Origin of the sequence: Antrihabitans stalactiti (assembly GCF_012932915.1) — a bacterium.
Taxonomy (GTDB): domain Bacteria; phylum Actinomycetota; class Actinomycetes; order Mycobacteriales; family Mycobacteriaceae; genus Antrihabitans; species Antrihabitans stalactiti.
The window spans coordinates 34,402-46,870 of the sequence record NZ_VCQU01000002.1; the positions used below are offsets into that span (position 1 = coordinate 34,402).

The 12,469-nt window shown below is 63.9% G+C and carries 12 protein-coding genes and 1 pseudogene; 4 read left to right on the plus strand and 9 right to left on the minus strand.

Annotated features, from left to right (window positions below; genetic code table 11):
* The first annotated feature begins 6 nt into the window (after positions 1–6).
* Positions 7–1,287, plus strand: a complete 1,281-nt coding sequence (clpX, locus tag FGL95_RS05840) for an ATP-dependent Clp protease ATP-binding subunit ClpX (protein WP_169585303.1) — start codon at positions 7–9, stop codon at positions 1,285–1,287.
* Between the two features lie 3 nt (positions 1,288–1,290).
* Here clpX and FGL95_RS05845 read toward each other — a convergent pair whose 3' ends face one another.
* Positions 1,291–2,214 carry a LysR family transcriptional regulator gene (locus FGL95_RS05845; protein WP_169585304.1) on the minus strand — a complete coding sequence of 308 codons (924 nt, stop codon included), beginning with the start codon at positions 2,212–2,214 and terminating at the stop codon, positions 1,291–1,293.
* Between the two features lie 116 nt (positions 2,215–2,330).
* Between FGL95_RS05845 and FGL95_RS05850 the strand changes: the two genes are divergently transcribed.
* Both FGL95_RS05850 and FGL95_RS05855 read left to right on the plus strand, forming a co-directional pair.
* Entirely contained in the window at positions 2,331–3,164 is an 834-nt protein-coding gene (locus tag FGL95_RS05850) for an NAD(P)H-binding protein (protein WP_169585305.1), read from the plus strand.
* Positions 3,165–3,169: 5 nt separating this feature from the next.
* On the plus strand, positions 3,170–3,718 hold the full coding sequence (locus FGL95_RS05855) for an anthrone oxygenase family protein (protein ID WP_169585306.1): 549 nt from the start codon (positions 3,170–3,172) through the stop codon (positions 3,716–3,718).
* Here the strand turns inward: FGL95_RS05855 and FGL95_RS05860 are convergent.
* Entirely contained in the window at positions 3,715–4,608 is an 894-nt protein-coding gene (locus tag FGL95_RS05860) for an MBL fold metallo-hydrolase (protein ID WP_169585307.1), read from the minus strand. The two genes, FGL95_RS05855 and FGL95_RS05860, sit on opposite strands and share 4 nt — an antisense overlap.
* A 1-nt stretch (position 4,609) precedes the next feature.
* Positions 4,610–4,978 carry a nuclear transport factor 2 family protein gene (locus FGL95_RS05865; RefSeq protein ID WP_169585308.1) on the minus strand — a complete coding sequence of 123 codons (369 nt, stop codon included), beginning with the start codon at positions 4,976–4,978 and terminating at the stop codon, positions 4,610–4,612.
* A 179-nt stretch (positions 4,979–5,157) separates the two neighbouring features.
* Between FGL95_RS05865 and FGL95_RS05870 the strand changes: the two are divergent.
* Positions 5,158–6,509 (plus strand): annotated as a pseudogene (locus FGL95_RS05870) (ammonium transporter).
* 3 nt (positions 6,510–6,512) lie between these two features.
* Here the strand turns inward: FGL95_RS05870 and FGL95_RS05875 are convergent.
* The 6 genes from FGL95_RS05875 to glnT are packed head-to-tail and all read right to left on the minus strand — an operon-like array spanning position 6,513 to position 12,465.
* Positions 6,513–7,169, minus strand: coding sequence for a helix-turn-helix domain-containing protein (locus FGL95_RS05875; RefSeq protein WP_169585309.1), 657 nt, complete (start codon positions 7,167–7,169; stop codon positions 6,513–6,515).
* Between the two features lie 9 nt (positions 7,170–7,178).
* The gene (locus FGL95_RS05880; protein ID WP_169585310.1) at positions 7,179–8,270 is read right to left on the minus strand and encodes an FAD-dependent oxidoreductase; all 1,092 of its coding nucleotides are present in this window, start codon (positions 8,268–8,270) and stop codon (positions 7,179–7,181) included.
* Positions 8,267–9,577, minus strand: a complete 1,311-nt coding sequence (locus tag FGL95_RS05885) for an FMN-binding glutamate synthase family protein (RefSeq protein WP_169585311.1) — start codon at positions 9,575–9,577, stop codon at positions 8,267–8,269. Before FGL95_RS05885 ends, FGL95_RS05880 begins: the two co-directional genes overlap by 4 nt.
* 10 nt (positions 9,578–9,587) lie before the next feature.
* Positions 9,588–10,265, minus strand: a complete 678-nt coding sequence (locus FGL95_RS05890) for a GltB/FmdC/FwdC-like GXGXG domain-containing protein (protein WP_169585312.1) — start codon at positions 10,263–10,265, stop codon at positions 9,588–9,590.
* A complete protein-coding gene (locus FGL95_RS05895) occupies positions 10,253–11,140 on the minus strand; it encodes a class II glutamine amidotransferase (protein ID WP_169585313.1) in 888 nt (295 codons plus the stop codon). Before FGL95_RS05895 ends, FGL95_RS05890 begins: the two co-directional genes overlap by 13 nt.
* A 23-nt stretch (positions 11,141–11,163) precedes the next feature.
* The gene (gene glnT / locus FGL95_RS05900; RefSeq protein WP_169585314.1) at positions 11,164–12,465 is read right to left on the minus strand and encodes a type III glutamate--ammonia ligase; all 1,302 of its coding nucleotides are present in this window, start codon (positions 12,463–12,465) and stop codon (positions 11,164–11,166) included.
* Between the last annotated feature and the right edge of the window lie 4 nt (positions 12,466–12,469).

Here is a 12,469-nt window from a genome sequence, read left to right on the forward strand (position 1 = left end):
TACAAGATGGCGCGCATCGGTGACGGCGGCGATCTGCTGAAGTGCTCTTTCTGCGGAAAGAGCCAGAAGCAGGTCAAGAAGCTCATTGCGGGGCCTGGGGTCTACATCTGCGATGAGTGCATCGATCTCTGCAACGAGATCATCGAGGAGGAGCTGGCCGAGTCCAGCGAGGTGAAGCTCGACGAGCTTCCCAAGCCGATGGAGATTCGCGATTTCCTCGAGAATTACGTCATCGGCCAGGACACGGCCAAGCGCACCTTGGCTGTCGCCGTCTACAACCACTACAAGCGCATCCAGGCAGGCGACAAGGCCCGCGACGCGCGTGGTGAGCAGGTCGAGCTGGCGAAGTCGAACATCCTCATGCTCGGACCCACGGGCTGCGGCAAGACCTACCTTGCCCAGACCTTGGCGAAGATGCTCAACGTGCCGTTCGCCATCGCCGATGCCACGGCACTCACCGAGGCGGGCTATGTCGGCGAGGATGTCGAGAACATCCTGCTCAAGCTGATCCAGGCTGCCGACTACGACGTGAAGCGTGCCGAGACCGGCATCATCTACATCGACGAGGTCGACAAGATCGCCCGCAAGAGCGAGAACCCGTCGATCACGCGTGACGTCTCCGGTGAAGGTGTGCAGCAGGCGCTGTTGAAAATCCTCGAAGGCACTCAAGCCAGCGTGCCGCCGCAAGGTGGCCGCAAGCACCCGCATCAGGAATTCATTCAGATCGACACGACGAACGTTCTGTTCATCGTCGCGGGCGCGTTCGCCGGCCTCGAGAAGATCGTGTCCGATCGCATCGGCAAGCGCGGCATCGGCTTCGGTGCCGAGGTGCATTCGAAGGCCGAGATCGACACGCAGGACCACTTCGCCGAGGTCATGCCGGAAGACCTGATCAAGTTCGGGTTGATTCCGGAGTTCATCGGTCGTCTGCCGGTGGTCGCATCGGTGACGAACCTCGACAAGGAATCGTTGGTCAAGATCCTGTCGGAGCCGAAGAACGCGTTGGTCAAGCAGTACACGCGCCTGTTCGAAATGGACGGCGTCGAGCTGGAGTTCACCACAGCAGCGCTGGAGTCCATCGCAGACCAAGCAATCCTGCGCGGCACCGGTGCTCGCGGTCTCCGCGCGATCATGGAGGAAGTGCTCCTCCCGGTCATGTACGACATTCCCAGCCGCGACGATGTCGCCAAGGTTGTCGTCACCGGCGAGACGGTGGTCGACAACGTGCTGCCGACGATCGTTCCTCGCAAGCGCGAGCGGCCGGAGCGTCGCGACAAGAGCGCGTAGCCATCAGTCGTTGAAGCCGACTTCGGACCTGGTCCGGAGTCGGCTTTTTGCTACCTCTCGGGCGGTCAGATCGAACGCGCGGACGCGAGCGGTCGCACCGGTGGCGAGCCAGGTGAAGGCCCACTCGAACGGCTCGGCGTCGACAAAGGGGACGAACGCAACCTGAGGCCGGGCGTAATAGCGCGCGGTGTGCGCAGGCACCGGATACATACCCTTACCTGCCCCGATCAGCGACAGCATTTCTTGGATGGTCTCGAACCGTGGACCGCGCTGGATAGGTCGGCCGTCGGGGGTCTGTTCTGGAACGACCGAGTCGCGCAAGTAGTCCGGAAGCGCGGCCGGCGCGCTGAGGACCTTGTCTCGCGCGAGATCGTTGAGCGACACCGACGGCCGTCGAGCAAACGGATGGCGTGCCGATACGGCGAGCAATCGATCTTCGCGGACGACGACCGGACCCGTCACCAGATCGGGCTCGATGAGCGGCAACATGAGCAGCAGCAAGTCGATCTTGCCCGTGCGCAGCTGGTCCAGCCCGTCGCCGACCTGGTTCTCCCGGATGTGCACCTCTGTCGCCGGGTACTTGGCGCGGAAGGCGTCGGCAACTTCGAGAACGAACTGTCCGGCGGCCGCGCGAAAGAATCCGACGTTCAGCTCGCCCTCGATGTCGCGGCCCGCCGAGATCGCCTTCTCGAACCCGCGGATGATCTGGTCGTAAGCCGGTCCGACATCGTCGAGTAGCGCGCGACCAATCGGTGTCAACGTCACCTTTCGGCTCGTCCGCTCGAACAGCGGCACCCCGATCCGGCGTTCGAGTTGCTTGATCGTCTGGCTGACCCGCGCGGTGGACACGTGCAACCGATCCGCGGTCCGCCCGAAATGCAGCTCTTCGGCGAGCGTCAAGAAGATCTCGATGTCGCGTCGTTCCATGACACCCCCTGAGGATCGTTACCGCTCAGGTTAACGAATGTTGCGCTCTTCGACGTTGTTCGGGCTCATCCCGAACGCGAAGGTTGAAGAGACCGACAGCCAACTTAGGAGCGCAAATGTCTACCACCAAAACCACTCTCGTCCTCGGCGGAACCGGCAAGACCGGCAGGCGGATCGTCGACCGGCTTCGCGCCATGGGCGTCGACGTGCGAATCGGCTCGCGGTCGGAGCAGCCGCCCTTCGACTGGGACGACCGCTCGACCTGGGCACCCGCCGTGCAAGGCGTCGACGCCGCCTATATCTCCTACTACCCGGACCTCGCCGTTCCGGGAGCCAAAGATGCGGTCCGAGCGTTCGCCGAGGAAGCCAAGTCCGCAGGCGTGACCCGGCTGGTCCTGCTGTCGGGTCGCGGCGAAGAGGAAGCCCAAGCCGCCGAACGCGTGGTACTGGAATCCGGCATCGACGCGACCTGTGTTCGGGCGAGCTGGTTCAACCAGAACTTCAGCGAGAACTACATGGTGGATTCGATCATCGAAGGCGAGTTGGTCCTACCTGTCGGCGACGTTGGTGAACCGTTCGTCGACGCCGACGACATTGCCGACGTCGCGGTCGCGGCGTTGACCGAGGACGGGCACGCCGGGCAGGTGTACGAAGTCACCGGACCGCGGTTGCTCACCTTCGCCGAAGCCATCGGTGAAATCTCCACCGCCGTCGACCGCCCGATCCGGTTCGTCCAGGTGCCTGCCGAGGACTACGTTGCCGCAGTCACCGAGCAGGGGCTGCCGGCGGATCTGATCGAGCTGTTGATGTACCTGTTCGTCACGGTCCTCGACGGGCGCAATGCCTACCTCAGCGACGGCGTCGAGCGCGCGCTCGGCCGCAAGCCGCGCGACTTCTACGACTTCGCGTGGGACACCGCTCAGTCCGGCGTGTGGAACGTGAAGGAGTGAGAACGATGAAGAATCTGCAGACCGGCTTGCTCGTTGCGTCGACCATCACCGCAGGTCTCATGGCGGGATTGTTCTTCACGTTCGCGGTCGTGGTCATGCCCGCGCTGCGCTCGTCCGACGACGAGGTGTTCGTGAGCGTGATGAACCGGATCAACGTCGTCATCGTCAACCCGGTGTTTCTCCTCGTCTACATGGGTGGGCTGATTTTCAGCGCCGTCGCCGCGATCCTGGTGTGGCGCGACGGCAATCGGACCGCGTTGCCGTGGGTCATCGCCGGGTTGGTGCTGTATGTCGTGATGTTCCTCGTCACGAGCGGCGCGAACATTCCGCTCAACGATCAGCTCGCTACTGTAGCGAACGGCGATTTCACTTCCGCTCGTGCGCATTTCGAAGGTGCGTGGGTGGTGTGGAACGTGGCGCGCACGCTAGCGAACGTCGCTGCGTTCGGTTGCCTCGCCTACGCATTGGTGCTGCATGGCAGAGGAAATCCGGTCGTGGCGGCGGCACCCCCGGTGTACGCGCCGCAGGCGGCGTGGGTCGCGACCGCCCGCTAGGCCTCACATTCGAAGGGCCCGCCCGCATCCTCGAGGGCGGGCCCTATCGCGTCTTCCAGTGCGATCGGCTCGCCACGCAGCTCGGCGATGGCGATCGCCAGATTGATCACGCTTCGCTCTCTGGCATTGCCCCAGGTCGCGAAGCGGTTGTCTGCCAGGCGATCCGCCGCGTCGAGCAGTGCTAGTCCCCGGTCCAGTGCTACCTGCGCGGTGTCGATGATCAGTGCGAGGTACTCGTCGACGTCGGCGATCGCCGACGCCGGGGCCACCACCGGACCGTGGCCGGGAACCACCACATCGGCGTCGAAGGTCCGCAACCATTCGAGCGCGGTGCGCCAACCTGCGAAGGAGGCGTGAAAGCCGAGCGGCGCGACTCCGGCGAAAATGAGGTCGCCGGTGAACAAGACGCCGTCATCGGGAACCCACGCGACCACATCGCCTGCGGTATGACCGACACCCCGGTGTCGAACTGCGTGTACCGCACCGATTTTCACAGGCGAGTTGCCGACGACGTCCGTCGCGAGCCGCAAGGTCTGCGCACCCCATTCGGGTTGGTCGAACACGCCCTCGTAGTGCTGGATCCCCGTGGCCGCAGCGTCGTCACGAGCCGACTCGGCGGCCCAGATCGGCAGGCCCTGGGGGAGGAGGTGGTGGCCGAACGTGTGGTCGGCATGGAAATGGGTCGAGATGCACGCCGTCAGCGATCCGACCAGTCCGGCGGCTGAATCCAGCAAATGACGGGTGCGGCGGTCCGTGGCGCAGGTGTCGACCAGCACGGGGCGCGGACCGCCGATGATGCCTGCGTTGTTGAGGAACCACGTACCAGGCAATTGCAGGTAGGCCCACGTGCGCTCGCCTACCTGCTGCACCTCACCCAGCGGTGCAGGCACGCTAGGCCGTTCGGAAGATGAAGTCTTCCTGACTCCAATACGCCTTCATGTCGGTTATCTTGCCGTCCGCAAAGGTCATCACGTCGATCGGGGACAGTTCGACCTCGTTGTCGCCGACCGTCGTGACGACACTGAAGTGAAAGGCCGCGCTACTGCCCGAGATGCGAGCGGTGATCAGTTCGGTGCGCTTCTCCAACCCCTCGATCGCGGCATAGAACTTTCGGATCGCCTCGTGCCCGCGGTGCGGTTCGGTGCCGACCGGATCTTCCACCACCGCGTCTTCGGCGTAGAGGGCGACGATCTCGTCGGTCGCTCCCTTGCCGACCAGTGCGACATACTGCTCGACGACGTCCCGAATCTCTGCTGCCATGGTCCAATTTCCTCTCGTAAGTTAGAACACGTTCTAACTTACCTGCTGAAGTTCCGTTACACATTCGTCACCAACGTGGCATTTGTGGTCACATTTGCCGGGTTCACTCTCAGATGACGGTGAATCACCGTGTAAGACGGCGCTGCCTCGCGCCATCCTCGTCGACGAAGGTGAAACATATGGATCCGATAGCTGCCTCCAACACGGCGTGGATGCTCGCCGCGACTGCGCTCGTCGCCCTGATGATTCCCGGGCTCGCCTTGTTCTACGGCGGTATGGTCAGCGTCCGGAACACGCTGAACATGGCGATGATGACGTTCGGTGCCTTTGCCGTCGTCGGCGTGCTCTGGGTGCTGTTCGGTTATTCGATGAGCTTCGGTAATTCGGTGGGTGGCGCAGGCTTGCTCGGTGACCCGTTCGAATTCCTGGGCCTCGGTAAGCTTCTCGCCGCGCCAGAAGGCGCGGGGTTGCCGCCTGCGGTGTTCGCTGCCTTCCAATTGCTTTTCGCCGCAATCACTGTCGCTCTGATCTCCGGTGCTTTCGCCGACCGGATGAAGTTCGGCGGCTGGATGGTCTTCGCGGGATCTGGGCGACCTTGGTCTACTTCCCGGTTGCACATTGGGTGTTCGCCTTCGATTCCGCCGACGGGTCGGTCAAGGGTGGCTGGATCGCCAACAAGCTCAAGGCAATCGACTTCGCCGGTGGAACCGCGGTTCACATCAACGCTGGAATCGCGGCGCTGGCAGTGCTTTTCGTACTCGGCAAGCGGCATGCCTTCCCGCATCCGCATCGACCGCACAACCTCCCGCTGACCATGCTCGGCGCAGGCATGCTGTACTTCGGTTGGTTCGGCTTCAACGGTGGTTCCGCTCTGGCCGCGACCAACGGCGCGTCGGTCGTCGTACTCAACACCATGGTTGCGACGTGCGCGGGCATTTGCGGCTGGCTGGCTGCCGAGCGGTTCCGTGAAGGGCATGCGACCTCGCTCGGTGCGGCGTCCGGCATGATCGCGGCGCTCGTCGCCATCACTCCTGCCTGTGGTGCGGTGTCGCCGCTCGGTGCCGTTGCAATCGGTGCGCTCGCGGGTGTCGTGTGCTGCTACGCGATCTCGTTGAAGTACAAGCTCGGCTACGACGATGCACTCGACGTCGTCGGTATCCACCTCGTCGGCGGCATCCTGGGCACACTTCTGATCGGTTTCTTCGCGACCGACACCGCCCCCAACGCCATCGCTGGCTTGTTCTACGGCGGCGGCTTCGGTCAACTCGGCAAGCAGACCGTGGCTGTGCTGGCGGTGCTCGCGTACACCTTCACCGTGACCTTCGCCATCGCGAAGGTGCTCGATATGACGATGGGTCTGCGCGTCGACAAGGAGACCGAGTCCGAAGGCCTCGACGTCGCGATTCACGGCGAGACGGCATACATCTTGGAAGCCATGGAGTTGGCAACGGTCGGCGGCTCTTCGGAGTCTGCGGTCGCTGCCGCAGCCGAGGCTCTCGCCGCTGACGCCGCTGTGGAGTCGAAGGCCTGACCGTCAGTCGTCGTGACGGTCAGGATAGGCAGTGACGGCGAGGAACCGTATCGGCAAGCGAACGAGTTCGTTCGGTCCGTGCGGTGCCTCGCCGTCGAGCAGCAATGAGTCGCCGGGACGCAGCGTGTATTCGGAATCGCCGTGGCCGTACACCATGACGCCCTCCAACATGTAGAGCAACTCCGTGCCTGCGTGCTGGAAGAGGGGAAAGACCTCACTCTCGTTGGTGAGTGTCACGAGCACCGGCTCGAGCCGTTTGTGCTGGCCGCGAAGGGCGCCGAGCAGCTCGTAATGGTGCCCGACTCGTGTTCCACGGCCGACGATTTCGGCTCCACGGCCAGCCTCGACGAACACCGCTTCCCGTTGCGAGTCTGCGCCGCGGAACAGCGAAGTCACCGGCACGTCCAGGCCGGCAGCGAGGCGCGCCAGAGTCGCCAAACTGCAGGAGGTCTGAGCATTCTCGATCTTCGACAGCATGGCCTTCGAGATGCCGACCTTGTCTGCCATGTCGCCGATCGAAAGGCCACTCGACTTGCGTAGCTTGCGGACCTGGGCCGCGATGACCCGCTCGAGGTCGGGGCCAGTCGGGGCGTCCGGCGGAATCTCCCGTTCGACCGGTGCCGGATCGCCGGTATCGCGGTGGACATTGTCGGACGCCATAGGCTGAGCCTAATGGAGAGTGAAGCGCGGATCCGGTTGTGCTTCGCCGAGTACGAGTTGGGCCGCAAGATGTCCGGTCAGCGGGGCGAACTTCGCGCCGTGGCCCGAACATGGTGAGGCGATGACAACGGGACCGATGCGGTCGATGATGAAATCCTCGTCGTCGGTCATCGTGAACAGGCAGCTCGCCTGCCCGATGGGCTCCGGGGCGAGCGCCGGAAGCCATTGCCGCACATAGTCGATAACGGGGTCGCGGAGCTCGTCGGGAATCGTTCCTGAGCGGGTCGATGCGGTCGTGACGACGCCGTCGTCGAACCGCCCGATCTTCACCGCCGGAACATCGACATCCGAACCCGAAGGCAGACCGTACATTTGCAGATCATCTTTGTGCACGAATACGGGGTAGCTCGCGCTCGGGTCGCGAAGAGCGAAATGAAAGACCTGCTGCTGCCGCACGGTCAACGTTGGCAGGATTGTGCCTAGGGCGAGTTGATCGGTCAGCTCGGGCAGCCACGGTCCGGCGGCGATCACGACTCGGCGGGCAGTGAGGGGTCGTGGTGCGCTGATGCGAAATCTGTTGCCGTCGTGTCGCATTGCTGTCACTGGGTTGTCGAACATGAGAATCGCGCCGGCATTTGCGGCCAGGTGGGCTGCAGCCACAACCGTCGCGTCGGCATCCACGACGCCAGCATCGGCGTGGAACAGCGCAGGGCCGTCGAACCGCATTCCGGGCCAACGAGCCGCTGCGTCTTCGGCGGTCAGCAATTCGGCGTCGACGTTGCACTGCGCCATCGTGGTGGCAAGTGTGGCGGGGTCTCGCATTCGTCCGTGGTCGATCCCACCTGTGATCGTGAGCAGCGTTCGGCCGCTTTCGGATTCGAGTCGGCGCCATTCGAGCGATGCGCGGGCGGTCAGCTCGACGTAGAACGGGTCCGGGTAGGCGCGGCGAAAGATCCGTGCGCTCCCGTGCGAGCTGCCGTGGGTGTGGCCGGGGGAATAGGCGTCGATCAGTGCGACCTCGATACCCCGGCGGGCCAGTTGCCACGCCGTGCAGGCGCCCGTCAGGCCCGCACCGATGACTGCGACATCGACATCCGTCACAGCGGCGTACCTGGAATCCAGGACGTGCCGGCGAGGGGCACCCGCGCCATCGCCGCTGCCTCGATCGTCAACGCGACCAGATCTTCCGGTTCGAGGTTGCGCAGATGCGACTTACCGCAGGCGCGGGCCAACGTCTGCGCTTCCATCGTCAGGACCCGCAAGTAATTCGCAAGTCGCCGACCGCCCTCGACGGGGTCCAGGTTCGCCGCGAGGTCCGGATCCTGCGTCGTTATTCCTGCTGGGTCGCGTCCCGCCTGGAAATCGTCGTAGCAGCCGGCCTCGGAACCGAGCTGCTGGTACTGCTCGGCATACCGAGGACTGTTGTCGCCCAACGCGATCAGCGCTGCGGTCCCGATCGCCACGGCGTCGGCCCCGAGCGCCATGGCCTTGGCGACGTCGGCCCCGCTGCGAATGCCTCCGGAGACGATGAGCTGCACCTTCCGATGGACGCCCAATTCTTGCAGCGCCTGGACCGCCTGCGGAATCGCGGCAAGGGTTGGTATGCCGACGTGTTCGATGAAGACGTCCTGCGTCGCAGCCGTTCCGCCTTGCATGCCGTCGACGACGACGACGTCCGCGCCGGCCTTCACCGCGAGGGCCACGTCGTAATAGGTCCTGGTCGCGCCGACCTTGATGTAGATCGGCTTCTCCCAGCCGGTGATCTCGCGGAGCTCGATGATCTTGATCGCGAGGTCGTCGGGACCGGTCCAGTCGGGGTGCCTGCAGGCGCTGCGTTGGTCGATCCCGGGCGGCAGCGTGCGCATTCCCGCGACCCGGTCGGTGATCTTCTGCCCCAACAGCATTCCGCCGCCGCCTGGCTTTGCGCCTTGGCCGAGTACCACCTCGATGGCATCGGCTCGGCGCAGGTCGTCCGGATTCATCCCGTACCGGGACGGAAGATACTGATAGACCAAGTGTTTGGACTGGTCGCGTTCTTCGGGTGTCATGCCACCGTCACCGGTCGTGGTCGAGGTTCCGACCGCGCTCGCGCCGCGTCCGAGCGCTTCCTTCGCCTGGCCGGACAATGCGCCGAAGCTCATGCCGGCAATCGTGATCGGGATATCCAGGTGTAGTGGATATTTCGCGTTCCGGTCGCCGAGGATGACGTCTGTGTCGCATCGTTCCCGGTAGCCCTCCAACGGGTAGCGCGACATCGACGCGCCAAGAAACAACAGGTCGTCGAAATGGGGGAGTGGACGCTTGGCTCCCCAGCCGCGGATGTCGTAGATGCCGGTCTCGGCGGCGCGCTGGATTTCGTGAATGACGTTGCGGTCGAACGTGGCAGACTCGCGTAAACCCCAAGACATGGTGTTCTCCTCAGTATGTCGCGGCATGGTCGGCGTGAAAGTGATAGAGCTGCCGCGCGGAGCCGTAGCGGTTGAACTCGCTAGCGTCGGCATCGAAGTTCGCTGCTTTCAGCAGAGCGGCTACCTCGTCGAGGTGCTCTTGCCGCATGTCCTTCTTGACACAGTCCGCACCGAGTGAGGCAACCGATCCGCGAACGTAGATGCGAGCCTCGTACAGCGAATCACCCAGCGCCTCACCGGCATCGCCGCACACGACGAGACGGCCGGCTTGGCCCATGAAGGCACTCATGTGGCCGATGGACCCACCGACGACGATGTCGACGCCTTTCATCGAAATGCCGCAGCGTGCGGCCGCGTTTCCTTCGATCACCAACAGGCCACCGTGTGCTGTCGCTCCGGCGGACTGCGAAGCGTCGCCGCGGACGCGGACGGTTCCCGACATCATGTTCTCGGCGACGCCGACTCCGGCGTTCCCGTTGACAGTGACCGTAGCCAGTTGGTTCATGCCAGCGCAGTAGTAGCCGACGTGCCCGTCGAGCGTGACGTCGATTTCTGCATTCAGCCCACACGCAAGTGCATGTGCGCCAAGGGTGTTGGTCACTCGGACTACGTCGCCGGGTGGCAACGTCTGCAATGTCGCGTTGAGCTCGCGGGTGCCCACGGACGCCAAGTCGATCAGCGGTGCCATACGTAGACCTCTTCCGGCTCTGGTTCGAAGATGTGTGCGGAGTCGATACCGGGGAGTCCGGCGAGCGCGCGATATTCCGATGCCATCGCCACCCATGCGGCGGTCTCGGCGACGATCGCGGGCTTGCAGGCGATCGGATCCCGGACTACCGCAAACGAATCCTTGGTCGTGACGAGCAAGGTGTAGAAGCCGTCGAAGGTGTCGCACAGTAGCCGCAACGCCTTCTCGAGGTCTGCGCCGTTCGCCAGCTGTTGCGCGACGAATCGGGCACCGACCTCGGAGTCGTTCTCGCTGTCGAACCGGACGCCGGAGCGCTGGAGTTCGCGTCGGATGGTCGCGTGGTTGGAGAAGGAACCGTTGTGCACAAGGCACTGGTCGGGTCCGACGGCGAACGGATGCGAGCCGGCGGGCGTGACCGCAGATTCGGTCGCCATTCTTGTGTGCGCGACCGCTTGCCAGCCGGTCGCCTTCGAAAGGCCGAAGCCGTCCACGAGCACGATCGGGTTACCCATTCCCTTGAGTACGGTCACGTCGTCGCCGAACCCCACGACAATTGCGTCAGGGTCGACGGCAGCTACTGCGTCGGCGAGCGAACCACAGTCGATTGCGCTGTGCACCAATGTCATCGGTGCAAGGTGGATCGCGTGTACGGCGACTCCGAGTCGAGTTGTCAACGCTTCGGCGAGCCCGGGCCTCGCATCGAGCACCGACACGGTCGACGTGTTCGGCGGCGACCAGGTGGGGTCGCCGTAGATAGCGATGCCGGCCGAATCCGGCCCGCGGTCGCACATTTCGGCGAGCATGCCCGTCAGCAGAGCGCCGAGGCGAGGGTAGAGCGCAGGCTCACGTAAGTGGAGCCCGACGATTCCGCACATTGCGTGTTTTCCCTTCAGGTTTGTCAGAATGCGGTCAGGTACGAGTCGACTTCCCACGGCGTCACCGTGTTGTGCCACTCGAAGAATTCCTCGCGTTTGCATTTCACGAAGTAGTCGCTCACGCCCGGACCTGCTGAATCGAGAGCGCCGGAGACGATTCCATCCGATTCGAGGGCGTCCATGGCGTGCAAGAGCGTTTGGGGCAAGGCTCCCCGAGCCGAAGCAGGCCCAGGGTCGCCGGGATCGAGCTTTCGGTTCACACCGTCGAGCCCAGCGGCGATGGTGGCCGCAGCCGCAAGGTACGGATTCGCCGATCCGTCGGCTCCGCGGAGCTCGACTCGATTCGAATCGGGAACGCGCAGGAAATGTGTCCGGTCGTTGCCGCCATAGGTGGCGACTCGAGGCGACCAGGTTGCACCGGTGGCGGTCGAGGTGGCACCGGTTCGTTTGTAGGAGTTCACCGTTGGAGCGATGACCCCTTGTAACGCCTGGGCGTGCTCGAGAATCCCTGCAATGAAGGAATACGCGGTGGCCGACAACGCGAGGCCACGGCGATCGGCAGAATCCGGAATTGCCGATGCGCCGTCGCGCCAGAGGGACAGGTGCATGTGCATTCCGGTACCGGTGCGGTCGGTGAACGGCTTCGGCATGAAAGTAGCTGTCATGCCACGTTGTTCGGCGAGGACCGACAACAAATAGCGCAGCGTGATCACGCGGTCGGCGGTCGTCATGGCGTCGGCGTAGTTGAAGTTCTGCTCGAACTGACCGTTGCCGTCCTCGTGGTCGTTCGCGTAGTTGCCCCAGCCCAGGGTGTTCATCGCTTTCGAGACTGCGGTCAGGTGGTCGTACATCCGAGTGACGTCGCGGGCGTCGTAGCAGGGCAGCCGACGGGTATCGAGACCGTCGGCGGTCCGGAGTTCGCCGGATTCGTCTCGCTGGAGCAAGAAGTATTCGATCTCTGCGCCGACGTTGACCTCGAATCCCATGGCGAGTGCATCGGCCAACACCTTGCGGAGAATCACGCGGGGTGAGAACGGCCAAGGCTTGCCCAAGACGTGGGGATCGCAATGTACGAGAGCGAGTCCCGGCTTGATGAACGGCAGTGGAGTGTATGACTCCGGGTCCGGAATCGCCACCAGGTCTGGGTCTTTCGGTACTTGTCCCATCAACCCCGCTGCGTGTCCGGCGAAACCGACGCCGTCTTCGGCGAGTTCGTCGACGGCTTCGATCGGCACCAACTTCGCGCAGGGCTTCCCAGCCATCGTGACGAACATGGCGAGGATGAATTCGGCGCCGTCGGCGCGAGCGATCGAGGCCAGGTCCATTGGA